Here is a 17335-nt window from a genome sequence, read left to right as displayed (position 1 = left end):
TCGCTCAGGACTGCTCGGTCGGGTGAGTCTTCTCACATCGCACCCGAACGGCGTGTGAGGTCGGCCCCGTGCGGACGAACGCCGCCGGTGGACGCATCGCCGAGACGTGCGAACATGGTCACCGTGTCATCCGCCGACGGGTCACCCGACGTCGAGCTCGACTCCCGCCGCGGGCGCCTCCTGCTGACCACGGTCGTGCTCGGGACGACCGTGGCGTCGCTCACGGCGACGGTGGTCAACGTCGCCCTCCCCACACTGGCGTCCGACCTCGACGCATCCTCGTCCGGTCAGAAGTGGATCGTCAACGCCTACACCCTCACATTGGCGTCGTTCATCCTGGTCGGGGGCTCGCTCGGCGATCGCTTCGGCCGCGTTCGGCTCTATCGGATCGGCGTCGTGTGGTTCGCCGTGGCGTCGCTGCTGTGCGCCATCGCCCCGACCGTCGAGTTGCTCATCGTGTGCCGCCTGTTGCAGGGCATCGGCGGGGCGCTGCTGACGCCGGGCAGCCTGGCCATCATCGAATCCAGCCTGCGGTCGGACGATCGGGGCCGCGGTGTCGGCGCCTGGTCGGGGATCACCGGCATCGCCGGAGCGATCGGCCCGCTCGTCGGTGGGCTCCTGGTGGAGATCTCGTGGCGGTGGGTGTTCGTCATCAACATCCCCGTCGCGATCGCGGTGATCGTCCTGTCGAGGTGGTTGCCCGAGACCCGTGACCGGTCGGCGCGTGACGCCTCGATCGACGTCACCGGCGCCGTAGCGACGGCGGTCCTGCTCGCCGGCTTGTCGTACGCGTTGATCGAGGGGCCGGAGGGCGGCTTGTCGGGCGTCGAGATCGCCGCAGTCGTTGCGGCGGGCATGGCCGCGGCGGTGCTCTGGGTCGTCGAGCGTCGCATCGCTCATCCGATGGTGCCGATCGAACTGTTCGCCAATCGGGTCTTCGGTGTCGCCAACGGGCTCACCTTCGCGATCTACGGCGGGATGGGCGTGCTGTTCTTCCTCTTGCCGATCCAACTCCAGGTCACGGCTGGTTGGTCGGCGCTCGAAGCGGGGGCGGCGCTCATCCCCGTCACGCTCCTGATGCTCGTGCTGTCACCACGAATGGGTGATCTGTCGGGCCGGATCGGACCACGGCTCCCGCTGACGTTCGGCCCCATCGCGACCGCACTCGGCATCGTCTTGATGATCCGGGTCGGGCCGGACGCGTCGTTCGCGACCGATGTGCTGCCGGCGGTCATCGTGTTCGGGCTCGGCCTGTCGGGCATCGTCGCCCCGGTCACGTCGACGGCGCTCGGATCGGTGCCCGACGAACGAGCGGGTGCGGCGTCCGGAGTGAACAACGCGGTCGCCCGCACCGGCGGCCTCCTCGCGGTCGCGGCGATCCCCGGTCTTGCCGGTCTCACCGGCGACGCCCTCTCCGACCCGACGCGACTGGGCGACGGGTTCGACACGGCGATGTGGATCTCGGCTGCCATCGTCGCCGCAGCGGGTGTCGCTGCCTTCGCACTCCTGCGACCGGACGATGTCGCCGCCGAGGTCGCTGGTGAGGACGTCGACGACGGACGTCCGTGCTGCCATGCCTGCCCGGTCGACGGCCAGCTGAGTTCGGTCTCGCGCTCGTCCGACCACTGAGCGACCTCAGGCGCCTCTGCTGCCCGAGTGAGGTGGGTTTGGTGCGGCACCCCGCGAGGTATCCGGACGACCATGCCGTCGCCGACCCGGGTCACTTCTGTCCGTCTACGGATCGATGGCGAGCACCACGATGTGCATGTCACCGGCACCGAGACACTCAACGACGCACTTCGGCAACACCTCGACCTGACGGCGACGAAGGTCGGTTGCGAGATGGGCAACTGCGGGGCATGCACCGTCTTGCTCGACGGTGATCCCGTCTATTCATGCTTGGTGCTTGCCGCCGAGTGTGGCGAGCGATCGGTCGAGACCGCCGCCGGTCTGGTCGACGGCGGAGAGCCTGGCACCGTCCAGCAGGCGTTCGTCGACTGCGACGCCCTGCAGTGCGGCTTCTGTACGCCGGGGCAGGTGATGTCGGTCGAGTCGCTCCGGCGGCGAGCCGCCGCCGGTGTTTCGTTCGACGACGACGACCTCCGCCACGCCCTCGCCGGCAATCTCTGTCGATGCGGCGCCTACCGCAACATCCTCGAAGCGGCCCGTTCCGTCGTCGAGGTGAGCGTCTCGTGAAAGCCGCCGAGCTCGACCCGTGGCACGACCGCGACCTGTCGCTCGTCGGAGACCGCACGATTCGAACGGAGGCAGTCGACAAGGTCCGGGGTCGTGCAATGTTCACCGCCGACGTGCGGCGCCCACGCCAGGCGTACGGCGAGTTCGTCCGCAGCCCCCACCCCCACGCCCGGGTCGTCGACGTCGACGCCGACGCTGCGCTCGGGATCGACGGCGTACTCGCCGTGTTCGTTGGAGATCGGTGCCACCGGCCCGGCGAGCCATCGACCCAGGCGTCTTTTCCGAACTGGTACGGCGAATCGGCACCGTTCTTCGCCGACACGGCGCGCTTCTGCGGCGACGAGGTCGCACTCGTCGTCGCCGTCGACCGGGCGACGGCTCGCCGGGCAATGTCGGCGGTGACGATCGAATGGGAGCCACTGCCGCACGTGATCGACCCGGTCGCAGCGATCGACGACGGCGCCCCCATCGTGCACGCCGACCGGCCGGACAACCTCGCCGAGGAACCGGACCAGTACGAACGAGGTGATGTCGACGGCGCGATCGCCGGCGCCGCCCACGTCGTCCGACGTACTTACGTGACGCCCACGCAGGTGCACAACGCCCTCGAGTCACACGGCGCTGTGGCCGAGTGGAACGGTGATGGTGTCGTCGTGTGGACCTCGACGCAGGGTGTCAACGACGTGCGAGAGATCCTGGCCGACGCCGTCGAGATCCCCTACAACCGTGTCCGTGTCGTCGCCGAACACGTCGGCGGCGGATTCGGCGCCAAGCAGGTGCCATGGAAGCCGACGGTGGCTGCCGTCGTCGCAGCGCGACATCTCGACCGCCCGGTCATGGTCATGAACGACCGACGTGCGGAGAACCTCGCAGCCGGCAAGCGCAACGCAACCGTCCAGACGGTGACCGTCGCTGCCGACACGGACGGGCGGATCGTCGCAATCGACGCCGACATCGTCACCGATCACGGCGCGTACAGCACATCCGGCGAAGCGAGCGCCGTCGACGGTTCGTACCAGTACTTGTACGACTGTGCGTCGGTGCGCACGCGAACGCGGCGGGCCCACACCAACACGGGTCCTGCGGTGGCGTTCCGCGCACCCGGCTTCGTCGAGGCCGCCTTCGCCCTCGAATCGGCGGTCGACGAACTCGCTGCAGCGGCCGGTCACGACCCGGTCGAGTTCCGTCGTCGGAACGTGGCTCGAGTCGACCAGGTCGACGATCTGCCGTGGTCGTCGCCCGACGCACTGATCGCCGCGATCGATCGGCTGTCGTCGATCGAATCGCTCCCACCCACCGACGACGGACGGGTGTGTGCGAGCGCGATCGCGGTGTGCGACTGGATGGCCGCCACGGCGATGCCACCCGGAACGGCGTGGGCGGAGTTCAACGCCGACGGCAGCGTCCACATCGCGACGAGTGCGCAGGACATCGGGACCGGGACCCGCACGATGCTCGCCATGGTGGCGGCCGAGGAGTTGGGAATCCCGGTCGACAAGATTCGTGTCACCGTCGGTGACACCGCCGAGGGCCCACCGGCGCCCACCAGCGCCGGTTCGACGACGACCCCGACGATGGCGCCTGCCGTCCGCGCTGCCGCTGCCGAGCTCAAAGCCCGACTGTTCGCCCATGTGGCGCAGCATCTCCGAACCGCCGCTGATCAGCTCGAGATCGACGACGACCGGATCGTCGCCGCATCGGGGGAGGACCTCGGCGTCGCCGACCTGCTCGAAGCGATCTCACCCGAGACGCTTCGGTCGAGCGGCGAGCGGGTCGAGCAGGCCACCGATGTGAGCCCTCGAGCGCAGGCCGCCGCGCTCGCCGACGTGGCCGTCGATCCGTCCACCGGCCAGGTGTCGGTCCGTCGTCTCGTGGTCGCACCGGACTGTGGGCGCATCATCGATCGACGCCTGGTCGACAGCCAGGTGATCGGGGGTGCCACTCAGGGCATCGGGTTCGCCCTGACCGAGCAGCAACCGTTCGACCCCGAACTCGGGGTGCGGCCTCACGCCGGGCTCGAGTCGTATCTCGTCCCGACGATCGGTGACGTTCCCGAGATCGTCCACGAGGCGCTCGACATCGCCGACCTCGCCGCCAACCCGCTCGGGGTGAAGGGCATCGGCGAGCTGCCGCTGATCCCGGTGCCGGCAGCCATCGCCAATGCGGTGGCGCGTGCGACCGGACACCGGTTCACCGAACTACCGCTCGACCGGGCGAGCATCCTGGCCGCCACCGTCACCGAGGAGTGCTTGTGACCACGACGACCCGATACGAGCCCTACGTCGGCGACGCGCTCGCCGACGACGCCGAGTTCATCGCCGGCGGCACTGACCTCGTCACCCTGATGCGGGGCGGCCTTCGTCGCCCGACGGCGGTCGTCGACCTGAAGGCCGGTGACCTCTCGGTCGGCGTCACGACCACCGAAGACGGCTGGCGCATCGGCGCCGGTACCACCCTGGCGATGATCGAAGAGCACGCGGAACTGATCGCCGGCGCCCCCGTGCTGAGCCAGGCGGCGGCGCAGGCGGCGACCCGACAGATCCGCAATCGGGCCACGATCGCCGGCAACCTGCTGCAGCGCTCCCGATGCAGCTACTTTCGAGACGAGGACATTCCGTGCTGGTTGAAGGGCGGCACCTCCTGCCCGGCCCGTTCCGGTCTGCACGAGCACCTCGCCGTGGTCGACCAGGGACCCTGCATCACGACGCAGCCGTCCGACGCAGCCAGCGCGCTCGTCGCCCTCGGCGCGACCGTCACCTACGACGACTCGGGTTCGTCGACGACCGTCCTGGTCGACGAGCTCCTGGCAGCACCGAGTGACGACGACCGCAGGCTCCACCGGCTTCCTCACGGCGCAGTGATCCAGCATCTCGACGTGCCCCGACCAAACGGCCCGTCGGTGTACCTGAAGGCCATGGATCGGGCGGCCTGGCAGTTCGCCCTCGTCGGCATCGCTGCGGTACGCCACGACGACGGTGTGAGGCTCGTCGCGTCTGGCGTGGCGGCGACTCCGTACTGCCTCGTCGTGGCCACCGAAGCGCTCGATGGTGTGTGGACGCCGGACCGGATCGAGGCGGCGGCACGTGCCGCGACGACCGGGTTCGAGCCCGGCGACCGGAGCCGCTACAAGCTCCCGTTGGTGCAAGCCCTCGTACGCCGAGCGCTCGACGACCTCGCCTGACCGCCCGGGTCGGTGCGGACCCGGAAAGGCGAACCCGGGGCGGAGTCGGACCGATGCGCAGCCCGCCTCCGCTCGCCGGGGATTCTCGGGAACGACACCGGAAACTCACAGACTCGATCCGTACGTTCGGCGTCGATGAGTGAGCACGCGACGGATCCGCCGGCGGCACCATCGGGTACCCGGTGGTGGTTCGCGCCGGTGACCTGGGCGGCAACGGTCGTGGTGATCGCGGGACTCGTGTCGCTCACCGCGCCGTCGAGCAGCCGCCCGCCCGAGAGGATCGCGATCGGGCTGCTGCTCGGCGGTTCGGTGCTCCTGTGGGCCGCCTTTCGTGACCGGACCTGGCCACTGCTCCCGATCGGGCTGGCCACCGTCGTCGGCGGTGGAGCGTTGCTGCGGAACGGTCAGGCGTACATCGAGGTGGTGACGCAGGGCGCCGGCGTGCTCGTGCTCGCCATCGGCGTGTGGACCGCGTCTGCCGCCTGGCGCCGTCTCGGTCGGGTTGCCGCGCTGATGACGCTGTCGATCTTCGCGGGAGCGGCCGCCCTCGTCGTCTCGTTCGACCGCGAGCTGTTGTCACTGTCGATCGGCATCGTCGAACTGGTCGCCGCAACGGTCGTGATCGCCGGCATCAACCGTGCTCGCCTCACGGACGACCTCCGACGATCGTCGGGGCTTGTGGCGATCGCCCTGCTCGGACTGCACACGATCGACGAACGCACCGCGGACCCATCATCCGACCACTCCGTGCGAGACAAGGTCCTCTACGAGGGGGCCGACCGCGAGCGACGCATCTTCCGGTTCGTCATTCTCATGGGGTTGGCATCGACGATCGCGTCGCTGGGGATCATCGCCGACTCGACTGCGGTCGTCATCGGCGCGATGTTGGTCGCCCCGTTGCTCGTCCCGCTCATGGGAGTCTCGCTGTCGCTCGTCGTCGGATGGCGAGCAGAACTGCGACGATCAGCGGTCGTCGCCGGTCTCGGCGTCCTCGTCGCGATCGGCATGGGGTACTTGGTCTCCGCTGTGTTCGGCCGAGGTACCGATGTCGCGACGAACGCCGAGATCGCGTCCCGGGTCTCGCCGACCTTGCTCGACCTGGCGATCGCCTTGGCCGCAGGTGCAGCCGGAGCGTTCGCGCTGTCGCGACGCGACGCTTCCGACGCGCTGCCGGGTGTCGCCGTCGCGATCGCCCTCGTCCCGCCGCTCGCCGTCGTCGGCGTCGCCGCCCAGCTCGGTGCCGCCGCCGAAGCCGTTGGCGCTCTCCTGCTGTTCGGCACCAACGCGCTCGCGATCGTCGCCATGGGATCGGCGACATTCGTCGTCGCCGGCACGGCCGAGACCGAAGCCTCCCGCCCTCCGGATCTCGGCGGGTGGACGTTGTGGGTCGGCGTCTTCGCCGTAGTGATCGTCGGACTCCTCGTCTCCAACACCGAGGCGCTCAACGAGGCCGGCGCGCAGGACGATCTGGCCGCCCGCGTCGTCGAGACGTGGATCGACGACGCCGAGTACGAACTGGTCTCGGTCGACGTCGACGGTGAGGCGGTGACCGTCATGTTGTCCGGACCCGCCGAACCCGACGATCTCGACGACCTCGGTGACGCGCTCGACCGAGCGCTCGGCGGCGTCGACACCGTCGACGTGCAGATCTCGATCACCGAATCCGCCACCATCACGATCGGCGACGACTCGTGAGACCCCACCGCCACCCGAACCCGAAGGAACCACCCATGCCCACGAACCGCCCAATCACACGCTTCCGCCGGCGCGCCACCGTCTGCGTCCTCGTCGGAGCACTCGTGGTGAGCGCTTGCAGCGAATCGGACGAGACCACGACGACCGACACGACTGCTGATACGACGGCCGAGACAACGACCGACACGGCGGCGGGTGACACGACGACGGCCGACGCAACGACGGCCGACGCGACCATCGACGAGGCCGACGACGGTCTCGCGACGACGGCCACGTTCCGGATCGAGGTGTGGGCCGACAACTGGGCTGCGGTGTACGTCGACGGCGAACTGGTCGGCGAGGATTCCGTGCCGATCACGACCGAGCGGTCGTTCAACTCCGAGACGTTCACCTTCGAGGCCTCGTACCCGTTCACCATCGCGATCGAGGCGAAGGACTTCAAGGAGACCGACTCCGGCATCGAGTACATCGGCGAACAGAACCAACAGATGGGTGACGGCGGCCTGATCGCCCAGGTGACCGACGCTGCGACCGGTGAGGTGGTCGCCGTCACCGACGACGCGTGGACGGCACTCGTCGTCCACCGTGCGCCGCTGAACACCGACTGCGAGGACGATCCTGTTCCGGACGACACCTGCGAGTTCGAGATCACCGAGACCCCGGAGGGCTGGGCCGACGCCGACTTCGACGACAGTGAGTGGAGTGACGCCACCGAGTGGAGCGCCGACGCCGTCAATCCCAAGGACGGCTACGGCGACATCGCCTGGGACTCCGACGCCCAGTTCATCTGGGGTGCCGACCTCGAGGTCGACAACACGATCCTGCTCCGGTACACGGTCACCGGCTGACGGCGATCGGCCTGGTCGCCATCATCGCTCGACGGTCCAGACGACCGGCTCGGCCGGACGGTACACGCAGAACGTGCCCGTCTCGACCGACACGCTCAGGTGCGCACCGAGCTTCGGATGCAGCTCGTCGATGCGACGAATCGTGCTCCGGATGCGCTGGGTCACGGCCGATCGCGCACGCTCGCCGTCGGACCCCGTTCGGCGAGCGCGCCCGCCGAGCCCGAGCGCTGATGTGAGTTCGTCGACGAGGCGGTCCATCTCGGCCGTCGCTCGCTCGGCTCGTGCGAGGTCGTGGTGGGCGTCCGCTTCGTCGATGTCGGCGCGGAGTTCACGGATTCGATCCTCGGTCTCTCGGCGGGCACGGCTATCGAGCGTCTCGATGCCGGAGTCGGCCATCTTGGTCGATCCGGAGAGATCGAGGGCCGAGACCTCGTGACCGGGCCGCTCGAGGAGCCGAGCCAGATCGGCGGCCCCCTTCGAGGCCTTGGTCGTGACCGACCCTCCGTCGAACGTCCACCGCCACACATCGCCCTCACACCGCAACGTCGGACCGCCGGCGGGTGGCGCAGCAGCGGTTTCGACATTGGGCGCGTCGTGGTCGTTCGCCATGGCTGTCAGCCGATCGCGGCAGAGCTCGAGTGCGTCCCGGACGCCGAGGTCGCGGCCGACGACGCTGCCACGATCGACGATGTCGGCGGCGTCGCGTGCGGTCAGCGTCGACGTCGTGTCGAGCCGGTTGGCCGTCGCAGCGAGGTCGGCCCAATCGTCGTCGGCGTGGAGTTCGAGCAGCCGGGCCGCGTGATCGAGGACTGCACGGGCGTCGAGCGCGGCGCGCCGTTCGAGTAACCCGTTCTGGAGCTCGAGCACGGCGGATGCCGCCGCGGCGAGCTTTCCGTCGTCGATCAGCACCGCGCCGAGGAGGCGCAACGAGTACAGCTCGCCGGCGGCGTACCCGATGCTCCTCGACTCGTCGATCGCCGCTCGAGCGCGCTCGGCCGCCGTCGGGTCGGCTGCGAGCCAGGCGACGGTCGCACGCGCACAGTGCGCCCACGCTCGGTTGATGGTTGCTCCGGTTCGTGACGCTTCGTCCGCGATCGCGTCGAGTACCCGGGTCGCCTGGTCGGTGTCGCCGAGCTCGGCGAGCATGATCGCCTCGTCGACGCGGAGCACCCTCGCCAGGCCGGGCACGTTCGCTGCGGCCACCGAAGCACCCTCGGCGAACCAGCGTCGGGCCTCTTCGGGTCGGCCCATCCGACGGGTTGCCTGGGCGAGGGCGCGACGCAGTGTGACCGGAGCGAACACCGATCCGTCCGCGTGCTCGAGCGCCGTCGTCGCCAACGCCACGGCATCGTCGAGTCGTCCGAGCAGTTGATAGCAGGTGGCGACCGTGGCGGCAGCGTCGACCCAGAACGGCGTCGTCGGGTCGGGCCAGCGCTCGAGCACCTGTTCGCCCACCTCGGCGACCTCGGCGCGATGCAGCTGCTGGACGACTGCCCAGAACACTGCGAGGAGCACCAGCGACCGGTCGGGTTCGTCGTCGTGCTCCAGCATCCATCGTTGTGCGGCGATCATCGCGTCGTAGCCGTCGAGCAGGCGGGGCAGCTGGTCGGCCCAGTCCGATTCGGAACTCAGCAGCACCGCAGCGGCGCGTCCGACGACGTGATCGGCGATCCGGCTCTCGACGTCGCGGACGGCGTCGTCGTCCCGGCCGAGGCGGTCGAGCGCAACAGCTCGGAGCGGTCGCAGCATCCGGTACAGCGTGTCGGTTGCGGTCGTGTCGACGGCAAGGAGTGAGGCGGCGACGAGTTCGTCGAGCAGGTCGTCGATCGGTCGTCGGTCGTCGCCGACGACGGCTTGCGCCATGGCGTTGTCGAACGGTCCGTTCACGACGGCGAGTCGCTCGAACGACCGGCGGGTGTCGTCGTCGAGCAGCTGCAGCGACCATTCGACGGCGGCGACGACCGAACGGTGCGCACTCCGGCCGCGGAAGCGGCGGCGGTCGAGATCGGCCGGCCGGGCATCGAGCCGGTCGAGCACTCTGCCCAACGGCACGGTGCGCGCGTGCGCGGCGGCGAGTTCGAGGGCGAGGGGAACACCGTCGAGTCGACGACAGATCTCTGCGGCGGCCGCCACGTCGTCATCGGTGATTCGACCGCCGAGGTCGACGACGCGCTCGGTCAGCATCCGCATCGAGGCGGCGGACGGGTCGTCGAGGTCGGGAGGCGGCACGTCGAGCGGGGGGAGCGACACGATCGCCTCGTCGGACAGGTCGAGCGGCGTTCTGCTCGTGCAGAGGATCGTGAACGAGAGGCACGAGCCGATCATCGTGTCGATCGCGTCGGCAGCGGCCTCGATGACGTGCTCGCAGTTGTCGACGACGACGAGCAGCGACCGATGGTCGGGTGAGTCGGTCATCGAGCGGAAGTCGGGGAAGCCGAGTTGGCTCGCGATGAATCCGTCGATCTCGGCCGACTCGTCGATGCGGGTGAGGTCGACCGTTCCGACGCCGCGATCGAAGCGGGGGAGTGCCGCGGCGGCAGCGGCGCGTGCAAGCGTGGTCTTGCCGATGCCGCCGGGTCCGACGATCGTGACGAGGCGGTGCCGCCGGAGTCGATCGTCGAGTTCGGCCAGCTCCGCTTCCCGCGCGATCAGGGCCACGTCTCACATCGTAAGGTTCGATCTCACGCCAGGAGAGGTGAGTAATCACCCACCGCCATCAGAAAGGAACCAACATGGCACTCACCTCCCACCCCCTCCAGTCGCTTCGCTCGACCGGATTCATCACCGACGGCGGCATGGAGACATCGCTGATCTTCCTGCAGGGACTCGATCTGCCCTGCTTCGCCGCCTTCCCGCTCCTCGACGACGAGGCGGGCCGCACGGCATTGGCCGAGTACTACGCGCCCTACCTCGTCGTGGCGACCGACCGTGGCCTGGGCATGATGCTCGACACGCCGACCTGGCGAGCCAACCCGGACTGGGCAAGTCTCGTCGGATACGACCGTGATGCGCTCGATCGCGTCAACCGCGACGCGGTTGCCTTCGTGCAGCAGATCGCCGGGAGCCTCGAGGGGCATCCGGTGGTCGTGAACGGCGCGATCGGGCCGCGAGGCGACGGCTACGTCGTCGGTTCGACGATGACTGTGGCCGAGGCGACGAACTACCACGCGTTGCAGGTCCGAGCGCTCTCCGAAGCGGGCGTCGACCTCGTGACGGCGACGACGATGAACTATGTCGAAGAAGCACTCGGTGTCGCCCAGGCGTGTGAGGACGTCGGCGTCCCGTTCGCCATCGGATTCACCGTCGAGACCGACGGCTGCCTGCCGTCTGGGCAGTCGTTGCGGTCCGCGATCGAGCAGGTCGACGCCGAGACGGCACCCGAGTACTTCATGGTCAACTGCGCCCACCCGACCCACTTCTCGCACGTGTTCGGGGAGGGTGGCTCGTGGTTGACGCGGATCGCAGCGGTTCGGTCGAACGCCTCGACGGCGAGCCATGCCGAACTCGACGAAGCCGACGAGCTCGATCGTGGTGACATCCCCGGTCTCCTCGACGAGTACGTGGCGCTGAGGAGCGTGCTGCCCGAGCTCCGCGTGGTCGGCGGGTGCTGCGGCACGGACCACGAGCACATCGCCGAGATCAGTCGCGCCCTGCTCATCGACGCGTGATCCGGTCGTGGTCCGACCGTCCGGGTGCCCGGCGTGGTCGATACCGACTCATCGGGGTCGGTGACGACCACGACCGGGTGGCGGTGGTCGGCGTCCGGGTGGACCTCGGTGCCCGGGCGGCGGTCCGAACCAGGGTGTCGGTGGTCGATCGTCCGGTCGCACACGAGGTGGCGGGAGGCCGTCGCCGGGCCGCAGGCCGCCGATCGGCTCGTCGTTCGGGTCCGGGTCGGGAGCCGCCGGCGTGATGAAGCGGCCGTTCCAGCTGGGAACGAGCCGACGGATCCGGTCCTGCAACGGCGGATGGCTGGCCATGGCGCTGCTGAACGACGACGTGAAGAAGAGATGGTCGGCCTCGGTGGCATGGGCGGCCCGGATCTTGTTCGCCGTTCCGCCCCCGCCGATCTTCATCAGTGCGCTGCCGATGCCATCGGGGTCGCGCGTGAACTGCACTGCGGTGGCGTCGGCGAGGTACTCGCGCTGGCGCGACACAGCCGCCTGGACGAGCCGGGCGAACAGCGTGCCGATCGAGCCGATCGCGATCAGGGCGAAGCCGGCCGCCACGAGTACCAGCCCGGCGCGGTCGTCACGCCCTCGTCGACGGGGGGACCACCAGAGCTGATGCAGGAACACCCGACCGAGCACGGTGAGCGCGGCGATGCCGAACACCCACCCGATGATGCGGGTCTTGACCCTCGTGTCGCCGTTGGTGATATGGGAGTACTCGTGGGCGACGACGCCCTGGAGTTCGCTGCGGGTGAGCTGGTCGAGCGCGCCGCGGGTGACGCCGATGGCCGATCGGTCGGCACTCCACCCGGCGGCGAACGCATTGATGCTCGTCTCTTGATCGAGCACGAACAGATCGGGCACGGGCGAACCCGACGCGATCGACATCTCGTCGACGACGTTGACGAGACGACGCTCGGCGACATCGGTGGTGCCGCGATCGATCTGCCTCCCACCCATCGAGGTCGCCACGTAGGCGCCTCCGCCACGGCGGATCTGGCTCGATTTCATCAGTGACGTCCCGATGACGGCGATGGCGGTGATCGGTGCGGCGATCGTGATCGCCGCGACCGGGTCGAACTCGCCGGTGCCGTACGAGGCCAGCAGGGTGGCCACGGCCGAGACCGCAGCGACGATCGCCAGGATGCCGAGCGTGAGCAGAGCGACGAGCAGCACGGTGTTCTGCTTGGCGTCGTGTTGGTGCTCGGTGAAGTCCATGGTCATCGGGTCGCGCTGGTGGGTCCAGTGTCGCCGCTCGGACTGTGAGATCGCTGAGAGATTGCACCGAGCCGGCCGGGCGTGAGGCTCGAGGCTTTCGAACTCCTTTCGTGCCGCCGCCCCGGTCCCTTACCCCGCCAGGCGAACGTCGTGATCACCGAGCAGGGCACCGCCGGTGCACACCGCTCGACCGACATCACAAGGAGCAATCGATGCCACACGAATCCAGCCCTGGGCGACGCCGCTGCGTCGTCCTTCCGATCTCTCGACGTCTCGCGCTCGTCGCCGCCGTCGTTCCGGTCGCCGTCAGCACCGGCACCGTCGCCGCGCAGACGCCGGACGACGGCGTGTCGGACGAGCTCGCCGTCGAGCTCGCCGACGGTCGCACCCTCGACGGGTTCGGGAACAACGTCGACGACCCGACGCTCGGCCAGGCCGGAACCATCTACACGCGCGTCGCCGAGGCGAACTACGCCGACGATGTCGGCGCACTCGTCGACGGGCCCGACCAGCGCTCCGTCTCGAACCGGATCTTCAACGACGTGAACCAGAACGTGTTCTCCGAGAACGGCGTGACCCACTGGAGCTTCGTGTGGGGCCAGTTCATCGACCACACGATCGGTCTGCGCGAGAGCAGCGACGAGGATCTCGTCGTCGCCTTCGATGCCGACGACCCGCTCGAGGAGTTCACGAACGATCTGGGTGCGATCTCGACCACCCGGTCGGCTGCCGCCGCCGGCACCGGAGACGACAGCGTTCGTGAGCAGATCAACACGATCAGTTCCTACATCGACGCCTGGGCGGTGTACGGCGGATCCGACGAGCGGCTCGATTGGCTCCGAGCGGGAACCGTCGACGGCGACCCGACGAACAACGACGCCTCGCTCCTGCTGGTCGACGGTTACCTCCCGACGAGCGAGGCCCGACCCGACACGGAGACACCGGAGGTCGAACTCGCCGGCCGCCTGTTCGCCGACCCGACGTCGGCCGTGATCGCGGGCGATGTCCGCGTCAACGAGAACCTCGGGTTGACCGCCGTCCAGACGCTGTTCGCGCTCGAGCACAACCGGATCGTCGACGCCTTGCCCGATGACCTCGACGAACAGACGAAGTTCGAGATCGCCCAACGCTCGGTCGCGGCGCTGCAGCAGTACATCACCTACAACGAGTTCCTCCCGGCGATGGGTGTCGAACTCGACGACTACACCGGCTACGACCCGACCGTCGACCCGACGATCACCAACGAGTTCGCCACGGTCGGGTATCGCGCCCATTCGACCATCCACGGTGAGTTCGAGGGTGAGATCGACCGGTCGGCCATCACCGACGACGAGATCGCAGCGCTCGAGGCGCAGGGGGTCGAGGTCACCGTCGCGAGCGACGTGGTCGAGTACGCCATCCCGCTCAACGTCGCGTTCGGCAACCCGGGCCTGCTCGAACAGGTCGGGCTCGGCAGCATGCTCGCCGGCCTCGCATCGGAAGCGGCATACGCGAACGACGAACAGATCGACAACCAGCTCCGCAGCGTGTTGTTCCAGGTGCCCGGTCCCGACGTGGAGGATCCGGCCTCGTGTCTCGACGGCACCGAGATCGCGGGTTGCTTCACGATCGTGAACGATCTCGGAGCGCTCGACATGATCCGCGCCGCCGACCACGGGATGCCGTCGTACAACGACCTGCGAGAGGCGTACGGTCTGGAGCGGGTCGAGTCGTTCACCGAGATCACCGGTGAAGACACGGACCAATGGCCCGACGATCCCGAGATCGACCTCGAGAACCCGATCGACGATCCGGACATCCTCGACTTCGTGTACCTGGCCGATGCCGACGGCAACGTGCTGGAGGCCGGCACCGACGAAGCCGACGGCGACACGGTCACGGCAGTGCGGCGGACCACGACCGCAGCGCGGCTGCAGGCCATCTACGGCGACGTCGACTCGATCGATGCCTTCACCGGCATGGTGTCGGAAGCGCACGTCGACGGCACCGAGTTCGGCGAGTTGCAGCTCGCCATGTGGACTTCCCAGTTCGCGGCGCTGCGCGACGGCGACCGTTTCTTCTACGGCAACGACGGTGCGCTCGACCTGATCGCCGACGAGTACGGCATCGACTATCGGCGCACCCTCGCCGACGTCATCGTCGCCAACTCCGACGTCGAGCCCGCCGAGATCGCCGACAACGTCTTCCTCCTCCCGCAGGCAACGGAGGAGCCGAGCGATGCGTCGGACGATCAGGCAGCCGACGCGGCGGACGGCGGGACGAGCGACGAGACACCTGACGACGAATCGGACGAGGACCAGGTGGACGGTGAGCGACGCCGTTCCAACCGACCGCGGGATCGAGACGGCGACGCGGATCGAGATGGCCGACGTCACCGGCGTCAGCAGGGTTGACGCGTCGGCCGGGCGGGTCGGGGTGATTCACCCGGGTGAGCGCGCCGATGGCGTGAGGCGTGCTCACCCCGGTGCCGGAGACGCTGTCGAACGTCACCGAAAGGAACGATCATGAACACACCCCCCGAACCCGCCCAGCGCAGAAGCCGAGGCACGGTCGTCGTGTGCGGCGCCACGGGCTACCTCGGCGGTCACGTCGTGCGAGCGCTGTACGACGACGGCTGGCGAGTACGAGCCCTCGTGCGCGACGCCGGCCGACTCGGCGATGCCGCCGACTACTGCGACGACGTGTTCGTCGGCCGACCGACGGAGCCCGACTCGATCGACGGCCTGTTCGACGGTGCCGATGCGGCGTTCTCGTCGATCGGCACCCGATCGTTCGGGCGTCGCCCGAGTTTCCGCGACGTCGACGAGCGGGCGAACCTGAACCTGGTCGACGCGGCGGAACGAGCAGGCGTCGGACGATTCGTGTTCGTGTCGATCCTGCGCGGCGACGAGCTACGCGCCGCCTCCCCGCTGATCGAGGCGCGCGAGCGGGTGGTCGATCGGCTCCGGGCCGGCCCGATGACCGAGACGATCATCCGTCCGACCGGCTTCTTCAACGACATGCGCGCATTCCGTGACATGGCCGAACGCGGCCGGGTCTGGCTGATCGGCGACCGTCGGACCCGCATCAACCCGATCCACGGAGCCGACCTCGCCGAGGTGATCCGGGAAGCGTTCGCCTCCGACGACACGAGCGACCGCAGCGTCGGCGGACCGGACGTGTTGTCGCAGGCCGACGTCGCCCACCTCGCGTTCGAGGGAGCCGGCCGTCGAACGGAGAAGGTGAGCACCGTTCCGAGCGGTGTGGTCCGAGCGATCGGCAGGCTGATCGGCCCGGTCAACCCGAACGCCGGCGCCAACCTGCGCATGTTCGCCGTCATGGGCGAACAGGACATGGTCGGTGAGCCGATCGGCACCCATCACCTGGCGGACGAGTTCACCCGAACCGGCCCATAGCCTGCGACCCATGGCAGCCATGGGTGACTCGGTGCAGCGTGCGAGTTCGAAGGCGATCCGCTCGACGATGGAGTTCGTCGCCACACGGATCGCGTCGAGCGACCGACTCATGTCGATCGCCTACGACCTGATCAACGGCGACACGTTCGCCGGGCTCGAGGCCCACGAGGAGATGCTGTCCGACACCCCTCGCATCGAGGCGTACCACCGCGGGATCCACCGCAACGTCGGTCCGGGCGACGTCGTCGTCGACCTCGGCACCGGCACCGGCGTCCTCGCGCTGATGGCGAGCAAGGCCGGTGCCGAGAAGGTCTACGCCGTCGAGCACAGCGACGTGATCGAGGTCGCCGAGGAGATCGCCCGGCTCAACGGGGTGACCAACATCGAGTTCGTCCGAGCGAACAGCCGGGAGTTCGTCGCGCCCGAGCCGGTCGACGTCATCCTCCACGAGCAGATGGGCGACGAGCTGTTCAACGAGAACATGTTGCAGAACATCCTCGACCTGCGCGACCGCGTGCTCCGCCCCGGCGGTCGCATCCTGCCCGGACGGTTCCGGCTGTTCGTCGAACCGATCACGCTCCACGACGACATGCGGATCCGGCGCTTCTGGAACATCGACCTCCCCGACGACATCGATCTGAGCGGGATGGAACGGTCACCGGTCGCCGAACGGTTCGACGCCGGCCGCAACGACCTCTTCTGGCTCCGACCCCGCTCGGTCGCCGCAACCGTCGGCGCTCCGCAGCCGGTGCTCGAGTTCGACCTGGCCGACCTCGCGACGCCGTTCGACCTGGCGACGTCGTACACCGTCGAACGAACCGCCACCTCGGACGCGATCGCCGACGGTTGCGCCGTGTGGTTCGAGGCGCAGTTCGACGACGAGACGGTGCTCTCGACCTCACCTCTCGACCCCGTGACGAGCTGGGGGAACCGGGTCTTCCGCCTCGACCGAGCGATCGCCGCGGGCGATTCGCTCCACATCGACATCGACCTCGGCGTCCTGGTCGAGCCGTCGACGTGGCAGGTCCGAGCGCGCTGAACCCGTCGGCGCGGCAAGCGCCGTCGCCGGCGGTGCGGCAGGCTTCTGACCAGCGGTTTTCCGTCGTGCGGCCGGGTAATCCCTGGTGTCGG

12 protein-coding genes are annotated in these 17335 nt (G+C 68.9%); 10 read left to right on the top strand and 2 right to left on the bottom strand.

Annotated elements, in window-relative coordinates:
* The first annotated feature begins 114 nt into the window (after window positions 1-114).
* From BDK89_RS18800 to BDK89_RS22240, 6 genes are all read left to right on the top strand, one after another.
* Window positions 115-1629, top strand: a complete 1515-nt coding sequence (locus BDK89_RS18800; protein ID WP_133870412.1) for an MFS transporter — start codon at window positions 115-117, stop codon at window positions 1627-1629.
* A gap of 72 nt (window positions 1630-1701) precedes the next feature.
* Entirely contained in the window at window positions 1702-2196 is a 495-nt protein-coding gene (locus tag BDK89_RS18795; protein ID WP_133870411.1) for a (2Fe-2S)-binding protein, read from the top strand.
* A complete protein-coding gene (locus BDK89_RS18790) occupies window positions 2193-4451 on the top strand; it encodes a xanthine dehydrogenase family protein molybdopterin-binding subunit (RefSeq protein WP_166657690.1) in 2259 nt (752 codons plus the stop codon). The genes BDK89_RS18795 and BDK89_RS18790 overlap by 4 nt, the downstream gene beginning before the upstream one ends.
* Window positions 4448-5377, top strand: coding sequence for an FAD binding domain-containing protein (locus BDK89_RS18785; protein ID WP_133870409.1), 930 nt, complete (start codon window positions 4448-4450; stop codon window positions 5375-5377). The genes BDK89_RS18790 and BDK89_RS18785 overlap by 4 nt, the downstream gene beginning before the upstream one ends.
* Before the next feature lie 135 nt (window positions 5378-5512).
* On the top strand, window positions 5513-7072 hold the full coding sequence (locus BDK89_RS18780) for a DUF389 domain-containing protein (protein WP_133870408.1): 1560 nt from the start codon (window positions 5513-5515) through the stop codon (window positions 7070-7072).
* A gap of 35 nt (window positions 7073-7107) precedes the next feature.
* Window positions 7108-7920 (top strand): hypothetical protein, encoded by an 813-nt coding sequence (locus tag BDK89_RS22240; protein ID WP_208294129.1) that lies wholly within the window; start codon window positions 7108-7110, stop codon window positions 7918-7920.
* Between the two features lie 21 nt (window positions 7921-7941).
* Here the strand turns inward: BDK89_RS22240 and BDK89_RS18770 are convergent, their stop codons facing one another.
* Window positions 7942-10578, bottom strand: coding sequence for an ATP-binding protein (locus BDK89_RS18770; protein ID WP_133870407.1), 2637 nt, complete (start codon window positions 10576-10578; stop codon window positions 7942-7944).
* A gap of 74 nt (window positions 10579-10652) precedes the next feature.
* On the opposite strand from BDK89_RS18770, the gene BDK89_RS18765 reads away from it, so the two are divergent.
* Complete coding sequence (locus tag BDK89_RS18765; RefSeq protein ID WP_133870406.1) at window positions 10653-11588, top strand: homocysteine S-methyltransferase family protein; 936 nt, start codon at window positions 10653-10655, stop codon at window positions 11586-11588.
* A gap of 48 nt (window positions 11589-11636) precedes the next feature.
* Here the strand turns inward: BDK89_RS18765 and BDK89_RS18760 are convergent, their stop codons facing one another.
* On the bottom strand, window positions 11637-12815 hold the full coding sequence (locus BDK89_RS18760; protein WP_133870405.1) for a M48 family metallopeptidase: 1179 nt from the start codon (window positions 12813-12815) through the stop codon (window positions 11637-11639).
* A gap of 206 nt (window positions 12816-13021) precedes the next feature.
* Here BDK89_RS18760 and BDK89_RS18755 point away from each other — a divergent pair, with 206 nt between their 5' ends.
* From BDK89_RS18755 to BDK89_RS18745, 3 genes are all read left to right on the top strand, one after another.
* A complete protein-coding gene (locus BDK89_RS18755) occupies window positions 13022-15202 on the top strand; it encodes a peroxidase family protein (protein ID WP_133870404.1) in 2181 nt (726 codons plus the stop codon).
* Between the two features lie 111 nt (window positions 15203-15313).
* Window positions 15314-16204 carry an SDR family oxidoreductase gene (locus tag BDK89_RS18750; protein WP_133870403.1) on the top strand — a complete coding sequence of 297 codons (891 nt, stop codon included), beginning with the start codon at window positions 15314-15316 and terminating at the stop codon, window positions 16202-16204.
* Window positions 16205-16214: 10 nt separating this feature from the next.
* Window positions 16215-17243 (top strand): 50S ribosomal protein L11 methyltransferase, encoded by a 1029-nt coding sequence (locus tag BDK89_RS18745; protein WP_133870402.1) that lies wholly within the window; start codon window positions 16215-16217, stop codon window positions 17241-17243.
* Window positions 17244-17335 lie beyond the last annotated feature (92 nt).

This window comes from Ilumatobacter fluminis (genome assembly GCF_004364865.1).
Lineage (GTDB): Bacteria > Actinomycetota > Acidimicrobiia > Acidimicrobiales > Ilumatobacteraceae > Ilumatobacter > Ilumatobacter fluminis.
Note: the sequence above shows the minus strand (reverse complement) of the source record. Positions and strands in the feature narration are given on the sequence as shown.

Bases quoted from the DNA above. Each gene is read 5' to 3' on its own strand.
- BDK89_RS18800 (WP_133870412.1), top strand. From the start codon at position 115: ATGGTCACCGTGTCATCCGCCGACGGGTCACCCGACGTCGAGCTCGAC.
- BDK89_RS18795 (WP_133870411.1), top strand. From the start codon at position 1,702: ATGCCGTCGCCGACCCGGGTCACTTCTGTCCGTCTACGGATCGATGGC.
- BDK89_RS18780 (WP_133870408.1), top strand. From the start codon at position 5,513: ATGAGTGAGCACGCGACGGATCCGCCGGCGGCACCATCGGGTACCCGG.
- BDK89_RS22240 (WP_208294129.1), top strand. From the start codon at position 7,108: ATGCCCACGAACCGCCCAATCACACGCTTCCGCCGGCGCGCCACCGTC.
- BDK89_RS18765 (WP_133870406.1), top strand. From the start codon at position 10,653: ATGGCACTCACCTCCCACCCCCTCCAGTCGCTTCGCTCGACCGGATTC.
- BDK89_RS18760 (WP_133870405.1), bottom strand. From the start codon at position 12,815: ATGACCATGGACTTCACCGAGCACCAACACGACGCCAAGCAGAACACC.
- BDK89_RS18755 (WP_133870404.1), top strand. From the start codon at position 13,022: ATGCCACACGAATCCAGCCCTGGGCGACGCCGCTGCGTCGTCCTTCCG.
- BDK89_RS18750 (WP_133870403.1), top strand. From the start codon at position 15,314: ATGAACACACCCCCCGAACCCGCCCAGCGCAGAAGCCGAGGCACGGTC.
- BDK89_RS18745 (WP_133870402.1), top strand. From the start codon at position 16,215: ATGGCAGCCATGGGTGACTCGGTGCAGCGTGCGAGTTCGAAGGCGATC.